At 44.5% G+C, this 16935-nt stretch carries 16 protein-coding genes; 9 read left to right on the top strand and 7 right to left on the bottom strand.

Annotated elements, in window-relative coordinates:
* Positions 1–164: 164 nt before the first annotated feature.
* Positions 165–3359 carry a protein translocase subunit SecDF gene (secDF, locus tag SIO70_RS27570; protein WP_320576288.1) on the top strand — a complete coding sequence of 1065 codons (3195 nt, stop codon included), beginning with the start codon at positions 165–167 and terminating at the stop codon, positions 3357–3359.
* A gap of 156 nt (positions 3360–3515) precedes the next feature.
* A complete protein-coding gene (locus SIO70_RS27565) occupies positions 3516–3641 on the top strand; it encodes an alanyl-tRNA synthetase (RefSeq protein WP_320576286.1) in 126 nt (41 codons plus the stop codon).
* 80 nt (positions 3642–3721) lie between these two features.
* Here SIO70_RS27565 and SIO70_RS27560 read toward each other — a convergent pair whose 3' ends face one another.
* Together SIO70_RS27560 and SIO70_RS33545 are read right to left on the bottom strand one after the other, a co-directional pair.
* The gene (locus SIO70_RS27560; protein WP_320576285.1) at positions 3722–4783 is read right to left on the bottom strand and encodes a glycoside hydrolase family 5 protein; all 1062 of its coding nucleotides are present in this window, start codon (positions 4781–4783) and stop codon (positions 3722–3724) included.
* Between the two features lie 58 nt (positions 4784–4841).
* Positions 4842–6167, bottom strand: coding sequence for a DEAD/DEAH box helicase (locus tag SIO70_RS33545; protein ID WP_414017942.1), 1326 nt, complete (start codon positions 6165–6167; stop codon positions 4842–4844).
* A 139-nt stretch (positions 6168–6306) separates the two neighbouring features.
* On the opposite strand from SIO70_RS33545, the gene SIO70_RS33540 reads away from it, so the two are divergent.
* The gene (locus SIO70_RS33540; protein WP_414017941.1) at positions 6307–6519 is read left to right on the top strand and encodes an SWIM zinc finger family protein; all 213 of its coding nucleotides are present in this window, start codon (positions 6307–6309) and stop codon (positions 6517–6519) included.
* A 1191-nt stretch (positions 6520–7710) separates the two neighbouring features.
* Here SIO70_RS33540 and coaE read toward each other — a convergent pair.
* From coaE to nusB, 4 genes are all read right to left on the bottom strand, one after another.
* Entirely contained in the window at positions 7711–8304 is a 594-nt protein-coding gene (gene coaE, locus SIO70_RS27550) for a dephospho-CoA kinase (protein WP_320576283.1), read from the bottom strand.
* Between the two features lie 73 nt (positions 8305–8377).
* A complete protein-coding gene (yajC, locus tag SIO70_RS27545; protein WP_235643737.1) occupies positions 8378–8722 on the bottom strand; it encodes a preprotein translocase subunit YajC in 345 nt (114 codons plus the stop codon).
* Positions 8723–8766: 44 nt separating this feature from the next.
* Positions 8767–9201 (bottom strand): DUF1573 domain-containing protein, encoded by a 435-nt coding sequence (locus SIO70_RS27540; protein WP_320576281.1) that lies wholly within the window; start codon positions 9199–9201, stop codon positions 8767–8769.
* Between the two features lie 14 nt (positions 9202–9215).
* A complete protein-coding gene (gene nusB, locus SIO70_RS27535) occupies positions 9216–10112 on the bottom strand; it encodes a transcription antitermination factor NusB (RefSeq protein ID WP_320576279.1) in 897 nt (298 codons plus the stop codon).
* Positions 10113–10468: 356 nt separating this feature from the next.
* Here nusB and groES point away from each other — a divergent pair, with 356 nt between their 5' ends.
* The 5 genes from groES (at position 10469) to SIO70_RS27510 (ending at position 15261) form a co-directional block, all read left to right on the top strand.
* The gene (gene groES, locus SIO70_RS27530) at positions 10469–10750 is read left to right on the top strand and encodes a co-chaperone GroES (protein ID WP_072356767.1); all 282 of its coding nucleotides are present in this window, start codon (positions 10469–10471) and stop codon (positions 10748–10750) included.
* 55 nt (positions 10751–10805) lie between these two features.
* Positions 10806–12440 carry a chaperonin GroEL gene (gene groL, locus SIO70_RS27525; RefSeq protein WP_320576274.1) on the top strand — a complete coding sequence of 545 codons (1635 nt, stop codon included), beginning with the start codon at positions 10806–10808 and terminating at the stop codon, positions 12438–12440.
* A 279-nt stretch (positions 12441–12719) separates the two neighbouring features.
* A complete protein-coding gene (locus SIO70_RS27520; protein ID WP_320576272.1) occupies positions 12720–12917 on the top strand; it encodes an RNA polymerase sigma factor in 198 nt (65 codons plus the stop codon).
* Positions 12918–12932: 15 nt separating this feature from the next.
* The gene (locus SIO70_RS27515) at positions 12933–13832 is read left to right on the top strand and encodes a FecR family protein (RefSeq protein ID WP_320576270.1); all 900 of its coding nucleotides are present in this window, start codon (positions 12933–12935) and stop codon (positions 13830–13832) included.
* On the top strand, positions 13804–15261 hold the full coding sequence (locus SIO70_RS27510; protein WP_320576268.1) for a hypothetical protein: 1458 nt from the start codon (positions 13804–13806) through the stop codon (positions 15259–15261). Before SIO70_RS27515 ends, SIO70_RS27510 begins: the two co-directional genes overlap by 29 nt.
* Positions 15262–15501: 240 nt before the next feature.
* Here SIO70_RS27510 and SIO70_RS27505 read toward each other — a convergent pair whose 3' ends face one another.
* Positions 15502–16287, bottom strand: a complete 786-nt coding sequence (locus SIO70_RS27505; protein ID WP_320576266.1) for a 2OG-Fe(II) oxygenase — start codon at positions 16285–16287, stop codon at positions 15502–15504.
* A gap of 152 nt (positions 16288–16439) precedes the next feature.
* On the opposite strand from SIO70_RS27505, the gene SIO70_RS27500 reads away from it, so the two are divergent.
* Complete coding sequence (locus SIO70_RS27500) at positions 16440–16925, top strand: FKBP-type peptidyl-prolyl cis-trans isomerase (protein WP_320576264.1); 486 nt, start codon at positions 16440–16442, stop codon at positions 16923–16925.
* Positions 16926–16935 lie beyond the last annotated feature (10 nt).

Here is a 16935-nt window from a genome sequence, read left to right as displayed (position 1 = left end):
GGCACACACTTAGAGAAGACTAAATAAGGGCAAAAAACTCCGGTTTAAGAGTTGAAAACCAATATTTTCCACCTTTTTCCTTTTCTGAGTTTCTCCGGCTTTAATATATCAATTTAAATTCTATCTTTGCAACTCTTAAAATTTTTTTATAAACCCGAAACAATATGCAACTTAAAGGACTGGTTAGATTTTTTGCCGGTGCATTGATCCTTATCTCTGTGTATTACTTGTCTTTCACGTTTCTGGTCCGCAGCTACGAGAGCAAGGTAGACCTGCAAGCCAAAAACGACGTCTTAAAGACGAACAAAAGTGCTGTGGAGAAGTATCCAAACAGTAAAGAGCAACAGGCTTTTTATCAGGATACACTGACTGATCTGATAAAAGTAAGGAGACAAAGGATACTGGATAGCACCAGCAATCAACAGATCGCGGGTTTTCCCTGGTACATAACCTATACTAAAGCCAAGGAAAGAGAGCTGAACCTTGGGCTTGACCTCCAGGGGGGTATGAACGTAGTGCTCGATGTGAGCGTGGAAGATGTGATTCGTTCGCTGAGCGGTCACTCGACTGATGCAGCTTTTAACCAGGCGCTGAGGAATGCAGCTGAAGCAAAAAAGACCAGCCAGTCGGATTTTGTAACATTGTTCGGGCAGGAATACCAGAAGGTAGCTCCTAACGGTCGTCTGGCAACCATTTTTGCCAACGCTTACCAGAAAGACATCAATTTCAACAGCTCTAACGCGGACGTTCTGAAAGTGATCCGTAGCGAAGCAGGAGCTGCCATTAAAAATACTTACCTCGTACTGCAAAAACGTATTGACAAGTTTGGGGTAGCTTCTCCAAACATCAGCCTGGACGAAAGCAAAGGTATTATCTCCGTAGAACTGGCTGGGGTAGACAACCCTGATCGTGTAAGGAAATACCTGCAGGCAAGTGCGAACCTGGAGTTCCGCGAAGTTTACAGAAACGACGCAGATTTCTTTAACAACGTACTGGTGAAGATGAACGAAGCATTGAAAAATGTTTCCACCCCTCAACCAGCCACTGCTGATACTGCTGCTGCTGCTACAGTAGATACTGTAAAAGCTGGCAAAGCTGCTGCTGATACTTCTAAAGAAGGTAGCCTTGCTTCCTTCATGAATGATTCTGCAAAGGATAAGAACGGTAAAGTTGACTCTGCCAAGCTGATGGCGAACGCAGAAAAGGAATTCATGAAGTCTAACCCACTGTTTGGTATTCTGCATCCGAACGTTACACAGGAAGGTCCATATCCTAGTGCTACTATCGGTAGAATCCTCCCTTCTGACACTGCTACCTTCAAAGCTTACCTGACATTGCCTGCGGTGAGAGCCGTAATGCCTAAAGACCTGGTATTTGCTTTTGGTCCTGAAAATAAAACAGATCGCCATGGTGTGATCGAAGTATTTGGTCTGAAAATCAATCCGGCTAACCCAGCTCCACGTGTAAGCGGTGAAAGAGTTGTAGATGCTAAACAGGATTTCGACCAGAATGGTAATGCTGAGATCAGCATGACTATGGATAACGTAGGTGCGAGAGAATGGAAAAAGCTGACCGGCGAACTGGCTCCTAAAGGTGGCGCAGAAGACGATCGCAGCAACCTGAACTATGTAGCGGTGGTACTGGATAGCATCGTTTACACAGCTCCTTCTATTATTAATGAAATTCCTGGAGGTCACTCCCAGATCACTGGTAGCTTTACCGTTGAAGAGGCGAAAGACCTTGCAAATATCCTGAAATCAGGTAAAATGCCTGCTCCGGCTAAAATCGTTCAGGAGCAGATTGTCGGACCAACCCTGGGTGCTGAATCTATCGCAGCTGGTGCTAAATCCTTCATCATTTCCTTCATCGTGATCTTCGTACTGATGCTGGTATATTATAATACTGCTGGTTTCGTTGCAAACATCGCGCTGATACTGAACCTGCTGTTCACCTTCGGTATTCTTGCTTCGCTCGGTGCGACGCTAACGATGCCTGGTATAGCCGGTCTGGTACTGACTGTAGGTATGGCCGTAGATACGAACGTAATCATCTTTGAACGTATTAAGGACGAACTGATGCATGGCAGAAATTACCAGCAGGCGGTGGAACATGGTTACAAGCGTTCTTATGCGCCTATACTGGATGGTCACATCACCTCCCTGCTCACTGCGATTATCCTGTTCTACTTCGGTCTAGGTCCTGTACTGGGCTTTGCTACCACTCAGATCATCGGTCTGTTACTGTCCCTGTTCTGTGGTATCATGATCTCCCGTATCGTAACTGATTACTATACCAACAAGAAACGTCACTTCGAATATTTCACTCCTATTTCCAGGAAGATCTTCAAGCATGCAGCTTTTGACTTCGTAGGTAAGAGAAAGTATGCTTATGTGATCTCTGGTATCATGATCCTGCTGGGTGCCTCTTCCTTCATTCACGGTTTCCGTCACGGTGTTGACTTTGATGGTGGTCGTAGTTTCACTGTTCGTTTCGAACAGCCTATGAAGACAGAAGAAGTACGTGACGTACTGGAAAAAGAATTTGGTACAGAGCCGTATGTGAAAACTATCGGTAACACTAACCAGCTGAACATTACTACCAACTATAAGATCAACGAACAGAGTCCTGAAGTTGATAAGGAAGTAACTGAGAAACTGTACAATGGTCTGAAGAAATTCTACGATAATAATGTGACTTATGAAGTATTCTCTTCACCCCGTTACATCGTAGCTTCCCAGACAGTATCACCAACCATCTCTGATGACCTGCGTGCAGGTGCGGTGAAAGCGACGATCCTGTCACTGATAGTGATCTTCCTGTACATCCTGTTACGATTCAACAAATGGCAGTATTCTATCGGTACCCTCTTCTCCCTGTTGCATGACGTGATGGTAACACTGGCGGTATTCTCTTATTGCCATGATCTCGTACCGTTCCCACTGGAAGTTGACCAGCACTTCATTGCGGCAATACTAACGGTGATAGGTTTCTCCATGAACGATACCGTGATCGTATTTGACCGTATCCGTGAGTACTTCCGCGGTGGTCAGATGAAGGGTCAGTCAAGAGACACCATCATCAACAAGGCGATCAACGATACACTGAGCCGTACAGTAATGACGTCTCTGACAGTATTCCTGACCATCCTGATTCTCTTCATCTTTGGTGGTGAGGTAACCCGTGGTTTCGCATTTGCGATGCTGATTGGTGTAATAACCGGTACTTACTCATCTATTTTCGTAGCTGCACCGGTTCTGGTGGACTTCGACAAAAAGAATGAGCTGGCTAATGAAAGCGAAGCAATTCCTGTAAAAGATGCAGATAAGAAAGGCTTAGCTGGCGCAGCTGTTAAGAAATAGTGTTCAATTAAATGTTTGATATACAAGAGCCCTTCGGTGTAACCGAGGGGCTTTTTATTTGGGGGATAACAAGCTTTGCTTACCTATCGGGGTATAGATAAAAGCAATTTTGCTCTTTTGGGGGACTATATTATTTTGCATATAAATAGTTTACTTATGGCAATAACAACAGCAAAAAATACCTGGGTAAAGTGGATCAGGAGGGTAGGAATCTGGGGTTTCCTGTTCTTTTTGGTAAAGGGATTGGTGTGGCTGGCGTTGGCGTATTGGATTGTGAAGTAGGAGTAGATTTAAATTTGGATATAGTAATTTCTCTAAAAGAAAAACGGTTTTGTCGTCAGACAAAACCGTTTAGAAATTCTTTATTCCTTAGTGAGTAATTTGAGTAGTTTATCATCCTCACTGCCATCATCGGCCATTATCCCAAAATCTCCTTTATACGTCCACACCGTCCAGGAGAGCGTGTTTTTATCCAGCGCCTTTTTCATATCCTTGTACCAACGTATTCTGTCTTTTCTGGGTGTAAGACTTGTACAGCCCCATTCTCCACAAATAATCGGCACCTTAAACTTCTTTGCAACTCTCGCTACGATTGCTATCTGATCTGCTATAATATCTTCATTATAATCCTGCGTACTACCTGCCAGCAGGTTCCTGATAGTGGCCGGTTGCTGGTTCAGCTCTTTGGCAGTGATCGTTGCACCGGGATAATGAACCGGTCCGCTGTAATCCTGTTGTCTGCTGCCACTATAACGGTAATGGGTAAAGTAAACGGGTTCGTAATAGTGGAAGTTGAGGATAATGTGATTGTCTCCTTCAGGTAATTTCAGTTGTGAAAACGTACTGTAACTGCCATTCTGGTTACTACTTACTACTATTACTCTTTTAGGATCAATTTCACGGATGGCTTTGATAGCTTTTGCCAGCAGGTCATTCCATTCTGCAGCACTATCTGCAGCCGGGTTACTGAGTAACTCATATGCTACCAGATTTGTTGGATATTTTTTCAGCTCCAGCGCCAGTTCTTTCCAGATGTCAATGAAGCGATCCTGCTCATCATCATTGCTCCACAAGCGGTGTCCCTTCAGTGTATTCAGGTCAATAATCACACGCAGCTTGTTTGCTTTACACCAGCCTATGGCAGCATGTATATACTTAAAAGCATCTGTATATTTCTCATTCTTATAATTCCACAGTTCACCTTCATCAATAGGTATACGTAGGTGATCAAATCCTTTTTGTGCGAGTAAGACCACATCCTGCTCACCAAAAAAATCAACCTGTGCTGTACCGTTACGGCCGTTGGATTCTGATAGCCAGTAACCAATATTTACCCCTTTCTGAATATTAAAGCCTTCAGGGAATTTCGGAGGCGCCCCTTGCTGGGCACGAACCGTGAATGAAGTGGCAAAGAATGCCACCATAAGCATGATAATTGACCTGGAGTTATTTAACATACCACAAATTTCGAAAATAATTTTATTAACTGAACAAAAATGCCACATCATCTTCCGTCAGTTTTTTCACAAAGCCGGTATCTTCACTGATCAGATCATCTGCAATCATCTTTTTCCGTTGCTGTAATGCAAGGATCTTTTCTTCCACGCTGTCTTTACAGATCATCTTGTAGGCAAATACTTTGTTCTGCTGCCCGATACGGTGAGTACGGTCTATGGCCTGTTGCTCAGCGGCCGGGTTCCACCATGGATCTACCAGGTATACATAGTCTGCGGCCGTCAGCGTCAAACCTACACCACCTGCTTTGAGGCTGATGAGGAATACCCGCATTTCCTCTTCCTGCTGGAATTGGTTCACCAGTTGTTGGCGATTTTCTGCTTTTGTGCTGCCATCCAGATAGAGGAATTTCAGCCCTTCCTGCTCCATAGCTTTCGCTATGAGCTGCAGCATGCCGGTGAACTGTGAGAAGACCAGTACCTTGTGCGCACCGGTGTTTTCACTGATTTCGCGCATCAGCTCATCCAGTTTAACAGAATGGGTGATATGCGATTCAGATTCCACCAGCTGAGGTGCATTACATACCTGTCGCAGACGGGTCAGACCTTCCAGTACATAAATCGTGCTAGCTGCGATTCCCTGTTCCTGAATGCGGTTTAACACCTTCTCTTTGTACAGATCGCGGATGCGATTGTATGCCTGTCGTTGCTCATCGCCCATTTCACACCACATAATGATCTCAGTCTTGTCCGGCAGGTCCTGGGCTATCTGTTCTTTTGTACGTCTTAAAAGGAATGGGTAGATGAGGCGGCGTAACTGACCTGCTTTTCCGGCATCTGCATATTTGTCAATAGGCATGGCAAATTCAGTGCGGAAGAATGCCTGGTTGCCCAACAATCCAGGGTTGGCAAAGTTCATTTGCGCATAGAGGTCCATGGTATTGTTTTGGATAGGCGTACCGCTCAGGATAAGGCGGTTGCGCGATTGTAGTACCTGCAGAGCCTTTGTGGTCTGTGAAGCAGGGTTTTTGATCACCTGGCTTTCATCGAGCACAATATATCCGAAAACGTGACTGGCAAAGATATTCTGGTCACTACGTACGGTGCCATAGCTGGTAATAATTAAATCATAACCAGCGGGATCGTAATGCCGGTTTCCGCCATGGTAGATGGCGTATTTTAATTCAGGTGCGAATTTCTTCAGCTCACTTTCCCAGTTATAAATGAGGGAAGTGGGGCATACGACCAGGTGGGTTTCACCGGGGTATTTATTAGAGAGGTGTTGTAAAAAAGTGATGGTCTGTAAGGTCTTACCCAAACCCATATCATCTGCGAGGCAGCCGCCCCAGCGCATGGCATCGAGGAGGCACATCCACTGAAAACCCGCCAGCTGGTAATTTCGCAGTTGTGCCTGAATAGCCGTTGGTACAGGAAAATCTGTACCTGGCTGGGCCTGCAGCCGTTGTAACCGTTGCAGGGTATCTTCTGAATGATTGCCTTGCAGCATCTCCTGTGCGATAGTAAAATGCAGGCGGGAGAGTTTCAGCTTATCTTTCTGTACCTGTCCCAGTTTCCAGAGCAGGTCATATTTATGCAGCCATTCTTCGGGGATCACACCGATGGTACCATCTTTCAGTAACAGGTGTGGTTGCTTGTGCACCAAAGCTTTCTGCAGGTCTACCAATGCAACGGGGATATCGCCGTAGTGGATTTTGATTTCAAGATCAAAGGCATCTTTATCATCGCCGCACCAGTGAATATCCATCACAGGTACGTTGGTATTGTACCTGAAATGTTGCAGTTGATCCATGCCATATACGCCGATGTTCCGGTCGGTGAGTTTACGATAGCATTTTACAAACCACTGGTTTTTTTCTGCATCAGCAAAGGACAGGTAGAAATAACCGTTGCGCTGTTGTGCAAAGCGGGCATGCAAGGAGCGGATGAAGGTAATGATCTCTTTTTCTTCATCCAGGTGTCTTTTGATCTCGAATTGTGTATCGCCTTCCGTGCGAAGTACGACTTTGTCGGGTGAATCGTCGATGGTGAATTGCCCGTACTGCCATTGCGGCGTGAGTACGAGAAAAGATTTATTCAGTTCACTGAGCCATATGTTGCAGGAGGGGGTGACATCGATCACTTCCTTCTCCAGCAGAATACTTTTATTGACAGGGAATAATTCGCTGAGGGGTTCAACTACCTGTTGGATGAAAGCGCCTTCCTGGCCGGGTATGGCATCGATGTAGCCACCGGAGAATTTTGCCAGGGCATTGGCACTGGCAGGCGGTAATATAAAGAGCTCTCCGCGGCTACGCAGTAAGAAACCATAGTGCTCAAAGCCGGAGAGAGGGAAAGGCTGATTGTTGATATTGACGAATGCCACCATGCGGATAACGCCATCATCGACCTGCACCAGTTCAAAGGAGAGGGAAGGTGTATAGTTATTGACGGTAGCGGGCCGGGTATGTTTCATCAGCATGCTGTCGTCTGTGATCATGGTATACCACGGTAGTACAGGAGTGAGGGGGCGCAGTTGCTGTAAGGTATTGTAGAGGTATTGCTGCATGCCTTCCTGTACATACTGCTGTAAGGTCAGTTCTCTCACGGGGGCCTCTCTGAATTTATCTTTCAGTTGCAGTTCCTTATACAGCATGGCTTCCTGTGTACATGGTTGCAGCAGGTGTTGAACGCCGGCGGGCAGGGTATTAAATATCGACAGGGATTTTTTATCATGCAGGGGCATTCGCTGACAGGTACGGCCACCGGCATTTTCTTTCAATAAACCGGCGTTGATCTTAATAGGTTCCGGGTAATTACTCTGCAGTTCCAGCAGCAGAACGGGTGTAGCTTTGGATGAATTGACGGTTTTCCCCATGCAGATATTTTAAGGTGATTGATTAGGCGCCTGCCAGTTCCAGCAATTTAGCATGGAGGGCGAGTACCTGAGGTATGACCATCTGTTGTTCATCATTGTGAATGACATAGTCACACAATTTCATTTTGATGGGTTCTTCGATTTGTTTGTACATACGTGCCAGCACATCCTCGCGGGAGACGTTGTCACGCTTCATGACCCTGAGAATGCGCAGGGTCTGAGGGGCGGTCACGCCAATGATCCTGTCCAGGTAGGCGAAGGAACCGGATTCGAACAGGAGGGCAGCTTCCTTAATGATATAAGGGGCTTGCTGTTTGTCGGCCCATTCTTCGCTATGCCGGATGGTGGCGGGATGTACGAGGGAATTGAGCAGTTCCAGTTTGTCTTTATCATTAAAGACAATTTTGCCCAGGGCAGCGCGTTGCAGCTGGCCGTTTTCGTCGTACATGTCTTCGCCGAAGTGCTGAATGATACTGGCTTTGAGGAGCGTGTCAGTATGCATGATCTCTTTAGCGGCATCGTCCGCATAGTATACGGGGATACCAAGCAGGGAGAAGATCTTGCATACAGTACTCTTGCCGGAGCCGATGCCTCCTGTAATACCTATTTTTAACATATGTCCAAAGATCAAAAAAAATCCCAAACTCCGGTAAAGGAATTTGGGACCTGTCATCCTTTCGGATGTTGAATTATTTAGCAGCTGGTTCAGCAGCTTTCTGCTGAGCAGTGGTATATTCCATTGAGATTGCAGAACGTTCGATAGTCAGGTAAGTACCTGCGCTAACTTCGATCTTAACGGTATTGTTATCATTGAATTTATTGATCTTACCGTGTATACCAGCAATGGTGACGATTTTATCACCTTCTCTCAGGTTGGAGATAAAATCTTTCTGTGCTTTAGCTTTTTTTGTCTGAGGACGGATCATGAATAACCACATCACCAGGATCATACCACCAAAAAACAGCAGCTGCACCATACCACCGCTACCTCCCTGGGTTCCACCCGGAGCACCCATCAGTAAAATGTTAAGCATGTTTGTGTACATCGTAAATGTTTGTATTTGTTGTTGTTAGTTTATTATTGTTTTACCACGGTACAAATGATCGTTGGTCCCTGTACCAGCGCTGGAGTGGTATTGGCATGGAGTACGATCTGCTTTGTAGTGAAGCCGGACTTGCCTGCGCTGTTAAATGCTACTTTCAGGTAACTGCTTTTTCCGGCCTGGATTGGTTCTTTTGGCCAATCCGGGATGGTGCAGCCACAGCTGGAGGTAGCGTCTGTAATGACCAGCGGCGCATCGCCAGTGTTAGTAAATTTGAATGAATACTCTACTTTTTCACCTTCCACGACATTACCGAAGCTATGTTCCATTTCTTCGAAAGAGATGGTGGGGGTACCCTTTTTAATTTCGGTAACGGGTGTACCGGCCCCTTTTTTACTGCTTTGATTATTGCCGCCGCAGGCTCCCAGGAGGAGGGTACTGCAGGCTAGCAGGTAGAATACCTTCTTCATAGGTTCAAAATTAGTTATTTTTTGTTACGGTCTATTTTCTTTATCTGGTGAGCCGCATCCAGGTCTTTCAGGATATTGTCGAGTATGCCGTTTACGAACTGTCCGCTTTGTGGCGTACTGTAGGCTTTGGCCAGATCTATATATTCGTTGATTGTTACCTTGGTAGGAATAGTTGGGAAGAAGAGGAATTCGCACACGCCCATTTCCATCAGCAGCATATCGACAGCGGCAATACGCTCAGGATCCCAGTTCTGTAATTTTGGCTTGATGAGTTCAAGGCAGTAATCCTTCTTGTCCAGTACGGTAAGCAGGAGATCCCTGGCGTATTCCAGTTTTTCTCTGCTGATGAGCTGAAGGAAGTTGAACAGGTGAGGTTTGTGCATGTAGTTAGCAATGAGCAGGGACATCATCTCTGCGTCGTCACCCCAGTGCAGGAAGGTATCTTCCATGTGCTGAAGGAAGAGTTCCTCTTTGCTAAGTATTTCCTTATAGATGTATTCGATAATTTCTTTTTCAGCCTTTTTATCGCGGGAAGGTTCCTGGATATAAGTCTGATAGATTTCAGAGGCTACCAGGATGTGATAGAGCTTACGCAGCATATCCTGTTCCGGAATGTGTTTGAGCTTCCAGGTTTCCAGGTTTACCTGGAATCCTTTATCATTAATAATCTGGAAAATGAACTCGTTGCCTGCAATTTTGGTGTTTACGGTCAGGTCTTCGGCTGAGGGAAGATGTTTAGAAGCACGTTGTTGTGCGTCTATTTCCGCATATTGCGCTACCTGAGTAAGGCAATATAATAAATAGGTAAAGATCTGACTGGTCTGGTCCAGCTTCTCGTTCAGTAAGCTGGTAGCCGTACCTGGCTTAATAGTACCTGGCTCCATCGTTTCCAGGGCATAAAGGGTTTGCATGACCTTTACCCGGATATTTCTTCTGCTAATCATCTTATAATCAAGAACTGTATGAGGGCGCAAAGCTATGTAAAAAAAGGGGTAATCGAACAGAGGGGGGTACATTTTACGTAACAGTCTGATAGGGGGGAATAAAAAGGGGTGTACCTTCAGGCAGGCTAACAGGCTTTTAATCTGGTAGTTACTCACATTTTAGAATGTTTTGTCAGGTTTTGCTGAAAAATTGGCATTTTTGTCAGGTCTCTACAGGAAGAAAAACAGGGGTTCCTGAAAAAATGACCCGATCGGGGCCTTGGCACAATTATCGAGGACCAAGGATCAGAAAATCATCTTATCTTTTTAAAAAGTATAATTATATGGCAAAAGATTTAAGTATTAAACCCTTAGCTGACAGGGTGATTGTGAAACCCGCAGCAGCAGAAGAAAAGACCGCTGGTGGTATCATCATCCCGGATACTGCGAAAGAAAAACCACAGAGAGGTACTGTAGTAGCGGCTGGTCCCGGTAAAAAAGATGAGCCGGTAACTGTGAAAGTTGGTGATACTGTACTGTATGGTAAATATTCCGGTACAGAGATCAGTATTGAAGGTGGCGATTACTTAATCATGCGTGAGTCTGACATTTTAGCAATTGTTTAACCAATTAGCGCACACACAAAACAATCCGTAAAATTTAAAAAAATTCAAAGCTATTATGGCAAAGCAAATATTCTTTAACATCGAAGCCCGTAACAAAATGAAGAAGGGCGTTGATATTCTGGCAGATGCTGTTAAAGTAACCCTGGGCCCAAAAGGTCGTAACGTTGTTATTGAGAAGAAATTTGGCGCACCTGGTCTGACTAAAGACGGTGTAAGCGTGGCTAAAGAAATTGAACTGGAAGACCCAATTGAGAACATGGGTGCCCAGATGGTAAAGGAAGTGGCTTCCAAAACCGCAGATATTGCTGGTGATGGTACGACTACTGCAACCGTTCTGGCTCAGGCAATCATCAGCGAAGGTCTGAAGAACGTAGCTGCTGGTGCAAACCCAATGGATCTGAAACGTGGTATCGACAAGGCTGTTAAGGCTATCGTTGAAAACCTGGCAGGTCAGTCTGAAAAAGTTGGTAACGACATTCAGAAAATCGAGCAGGTTGCTGCTATCTCTGCAAACAACGACTTTACCATTGGTAAACTGATCGCTGAAGCAATGAGCAAAGTAACCAAAGATGGTGTAATCACTGTAGAAGAAGCGAAAGGTACTGACACTACTGTAGAAGTAGTAGAAGGTATGCAGTTTGACCGTGGTTATCTGTCTCCATACTTCATCACCAACAGCGAGAAAATGCACGCTGAGCTGCAGAATCCTTACATCCTGATCTACGACAAAAAGATCAGCACCCTGAAGGACATCCTGCATATCCTGGAAAAAATCGTTCAGAACGGCCAGCAACTGCTGATCATTTCTGAAGACCTGGAAGGTGAAGCACTGGCTACCCTGGTTGTAAACAAACTGCGTGGTCAGCTGAAAGTAGCTGCTGTAAAAGCTCCTGGTTTCGGTGACAGAAGAAAAGAAATGCTGCAGGATATCGCTACCCTGACTGGTGGTATCGTAATCAGCGAAGAACAAGGTTACAAGCTGGAAAATGCTGACCTGAGCTACCTCGGTCGTGCAGAATCCGTAACTATCGATAAAGACAATACTACCGTTGTAGGTGGTAGAGGCGAAAAAGAAGCTATCCAGGGTCGCATTAATCAGATCAAAGCTCAGATCGAAGTAACAACTTCTGACTATGATCGTGAAAAACTGCAGGAACGTCTGGCTAAGCTGAGCGGCGGTGTTGCTGTACTGTACGTAGGTGCTGCTACCGAAGTTGAGATGAAAGAGAAGAAAGACCGTGTAGACGATGCACTGCACGCTACCCGTGCGGCTGTAGAAGAAGGTATCGTACCTGGTGGTGGTGTTGCTTACATCCGCGCTATCGAATCTCTGGAAAGCCTGAAAGTAGAGAACGAAGATGAGCAGACTGGTATCGCAATCGTTAAACGTGCGATTGAAGAGCCGCTGCGTCAGATCACTGCTAACGCAGGTATCGAAGGTTCTATCGTAGTTCAGAAAGTGAAAGAAGGTAAAGGTGACTTTGGCTTCAACGCTCGTACTGAAGTTTACGAAAACCTGCTGGCTGCTGGTGTAATCGACCCTGCTAAGGTGACTCGTATCGCACTGGAAAATGCTGCTTCAATTGCTGGTATGCTGCTGACCACTGAGTGTGTGATTGCAGATAAGCCAGAGCCTAAATCCGCAGCTCCTGCAATGCCAGGTGGTCACGGTATGGGTATGGATTACTAATATTGGTAATTAATTATAAAAAGGAAGCTGTCTCATTAATTGAGGCGGCTTCTTTTTTTTATGGGGTTATGAGGGTTGGGGTTGTTTTGTGGGGTATAGGTTGATGAGGGTTTGGTTAATTATGGGAAGGTTTGTTCATTTTGTGGGTATGGGGGAGTATGTCGGTATGGTTATTTGAATATTGAGTGTATTTGCTTTTACACGGGTATAATTATTTTTATAAGGGTATACCTGCCCCACAGTTGTCTACCTATCAGATACAACTATCCACTTTCGCAATTGAAAGCAATTATTACCAATACAGATGTACTAGCAGGTTACCTCAATGAATATTTTGAGATATTACACCGATATGCTTACACTATTCTGAAAGACAGCGACGAAGCAAAAGATGCCGTACAGGTGATCTTCATGCAACTATGGGAAAAGAGAGATGCCTGGTTATATGTACCTATACTTATTGACCGAATTTCATAAACTCTTTCATTAATTATGGCACAGGGAGCATTAAACTTTAACATCTCGGACGATCTGCTAACAAAATATTTTGCGGGGGAGGCTCTCCCGGAAGAAGCAATGGCCATTGATGGATGGAGGTCCAGTCATACAGATAATGAGGGGGTCTTCAATGCCAGCTGGGTTGCATGGAATGCTACCAGCCACCGGTCCTATTTTTTACCTGATAAGGAGGTCGTATGGAAGGCGATTGCCGGTAAATCAAAACAGCCCGTACGCTATATTCCATGGCTGGCTGCTGCCTCCCTGATAACGTTTATTGTGTTGTTATCTCAACAAAAAGTTGTTCATCATAGGGGTACTGCTGCGATACAATCCCTGCCAGATGGCTCTGTTGCCCGGATTGCTCCCGGCAGCGAAATAAGGTATGCTGAAAAATTTAAAGGGAATACACGTACTATTATATTGAAAGGAAACGGTGCTTTTGATGTAACCTTCGATCCGGATAAACCGTTTGTTGTAGAAACAGGGCCTGTTACCATCACTGTATTGGGTACAAGTTTCCATGTATCTGAAAATGATAGTCTTATTATGGTGCAGGTGACTTCAGGTAAAGTGAATATGGAGGAAGGAGGGAAGAATATTGTGATCGGGGCTAACCAAATGGGATATTACTACAAGCAATGGGGTACATTATTTCTGGAAACGTATCACTTTGTGTTCGATGACGAGCAGTTAGTGGATATCATCACAAGGTTGTCGATCGCATACCAGAAAAAGATCAGTATCAAAGATACCGCCCTTGCACGGCTCCGGATTTCCAGTGTGTTTGACAATAAACGTTTAGAGTATGTGCTGGATGTTATTACTTCTACACTTAATTTAAAATATACTTATCTGAATTCTGATGAAATATCTATTGAAGCAGAAGAGTAACTTCCTGCTATACTGTATTGTAATGATCCTGTCCAATCTGCCGTTGTATGCCCAGTTAACTCAACGTGTTATTACTATTACCCAACCCTCGATGGATATACCCGAGCTGGCAAAGGCGATAGCTGCTCAGACGGGGGTGGAGTATTCATTGAATATGCAGAATACTTCGTTGAAGAAGAGTGTACATCTGAAAGCCGGAAAATGGAAGCTGGAGGATGTGATGAGGGAGGTGCAGCAGCAGGTGGGGTTGGAGTATAGGATATTGGGGGATCATATTTTATTTACAGATTATAAGCCTGGGAAGAAGGTGGATGGAGGGCAAGGTGGGAAGTATACAGCTAAAGGGACGTCCCGGGAAGTATTGTCAGTGGCTGTGAAAAGGGAGGCAGGAGGTAAGCAAAGTGAGTCGGGAGCTGTGAAAAGGGGAGTGGTAGTTGCGAAAAATGAATTGGGAGCAGTGAAAAAAAGGACGGTGGCTGGGAAAAATAAATCGGGAGCTGCGAAAAGGGGAGTGGTAGTTGCGAAAAGTGAATTGGGAGCAGTGAAAAAAGGGACGGTGGCTGGGAAAAATGAATCGGGAGCTGTGAAAAGGGGAGCAGTAGCTACGCAAAGTGAATTGGGAGCTGTGAAAAAGGGGACGATAGTTGCGAAAAATGAATCGGGAGCTTCGAAAAAGGAGACGGTAGTTACGAAGGAGGAGTCGATAGCTACTAAAAGTGTATTGATACCTGCTGAAAGTTCGATGGTGCCTGCTTATCCGGCGTATGTTTTAAGCCCGGTTCATGCTGATTACAACATCACCCCATCACCGGTTGCACCAAATGTGAAGCCACGACATATGATAATCAATGACCGGAAAGTGAGTGACACAAAAGAAGCTTCCCGGAAAAAGGAAAAACGGCATATTGTGCTACCACATTTGTGGGCGCCCCTACTGGCTGAAGCAGGATTTACAGCAAATGACATTGTATATGGCAGTGCCAGTGTGAAGGCGGGGATACAGTATTTTTATGGTATCGCAACATTGGGCGTTGCATCCAGAGGTATGCGGTTCAGATATGGAGCTGGTATACGTTTCCCGCTGGATGAATATACAGCATTGCATGCAGAGTTTACCACCGGTGCCCTATCAAGGAAATCTATAGATACAGTTCCGCAGGGAGGACTGTTGCGCGAGCGGATGAATTCTTACGGTGTGTCGTGGTCGAAGACGATCCGCCCTCGGTTGAACCTGCAGGTGGAAGTGAATTATTCAACATTGAAAAAGTCGAATGATTCAACAGTGAATAAGTTGAATATGGAAACACATTATTATGGATATGGCACCCCTGTCTATAATGCGAAGATTGGCGGGAATGGGAATTATTATGAATTAAATACCTGGATAGGCGTTCGGGTATCCTTGTTCTATAATTTAAGAAGGAAATAGATTGTAGTATAGTTAAGGAGGGGATAAATGGGCGTACTTTTTAATACGAGCATAGAAGGTCGTATTGTTTAGATAAATGGTTGGTTTTACTTTTTAATACGAGCATAGAAGGTCCTACTGTTTAGATAAATGGTTGGTTTTTATTTTTTTAATACGAGCATAGAAGGTCATATTGTTAAACAGGAATAAGAGGTAGCACTGCTTTGGTTGCAGGCAACAGCAGTGCTACAGTATATCTTTTTATTTGGTAAAAGTTCTTAATAAAACCGGCGGAATCCAATCTCTTAATGTTTGCTTCAAAGTACTTTTAGCATCTTCTTTCCTCAATTTAAATATGGTGTTATGGCTCGCAGTGGCTTCTTCTAATGGCCTGCCATTGGTATAATAATATAATGCTATTGATTTTCGGGTACGATTTTCAGGACACATTAATGGATCAGGATGTCCATGGTAGGAATGCGAAGTCGTTGAAAAGATAGCCATCCTGTTATATATAGGCAGGATCTTTACCATGGACTTTTCCATATTCTTGTCCCACAACTCCAAATGTCCTCCATAAGATTCTTCCCATTCCTTATTTAAATAAATAAGCACATTCAATCTTCTGTCAAGTCCGGTGTTAGGATGCTTGTTAAAGTCTGCATGCACTTTCAACATACCACCACGTTTAATCATATGGAGGCCACCTCCTTCCAGGTATGGATCGGGCAATAATCCGGGGATGCCTGTGAGGGTCTCTAAAAAATCAATAAAAGATCTTGAATTGAGCATATGAATAAAATGCCGGGTAAAATCCCCGAAATCCTGTTCATTTTTAGCTGCGAGTTTTACTTCTTTATTATTATTAAACTGCTGCCAGTGGGCCTGTTTGGTGGTGGGAAACTCTTCCAGAATAGTTTCTAATGCCAGATCCGGAAATACATTATCAAGATAAATGTGAGGAAATGGTGCTGCAGTAGTATACTTTTCACGGTTTAGCTTTGCAATAGCTTGCAATTGATTTGTGTCAGGCTTAAAATAAATCATAGAAAAGTTGTTTTATACTCTTTAGACATTTGCCGGATATTTATACCCTTACTTCATATTTTCACCTTCCGGTGAGTATTTTTCGTCGACACCGGCTCATCTTTTACCGACAGGCTTTGTAACTTTGCATAAGCATATGCCGTTATATAAGCATGAAGATATTTTTACAATCTATCCTTTTCTTACTGTGCCTATCTGCCTGTTCAGCGTCGGCAGACGATGATTTGTATTCCAATGATCCATCCAGTATTGGATCACAGGAATATGCTATACAATCTTATATTTCCGATCATGGCCTGACCATGAAAAGAGACTCCAATGGATTGTACTACAAAATCATGGACATGGGTGACTCTACTCAAATGATGAACCTCTTTAATATACCTACCCTCATTTATACCCGTAGCAACCTGCAAGACACGCTGCTGGATGCCAGTTTCGGTTCTACCGATTTCGACGGCCGTCAGCTCAAAGATCACATTGCCGGTTGGCAGATCGGTCTTCGCAAAATAGGCAAAGGTGGCACTATCTTCATGATCATACCCAGCCGCCTTGGATTTGGCGACGTAGCCGTAGGCAGCATTATTCCCGCTAATACCGTACTGGTGTGCACCGTACAGCTAGTAGATTTTAAATGATTGAAGTAAG

It is taken from the genome of Chitinophaga sancti (assembly GCF_034087045.1).
In the GTDB taxonomy this organism is placed as follows: domain Bacteria; phylum Bacteroidota; class Bacteroidia; order Chitinophagales; family Chitinophagaceae; genus Chitinophaga; species Chitinophaga sancti_B.
Note: the sequence above shows the minus strand (reverse complement) of the source record. Positions and strands in the feature narration are given on the sequence as shown.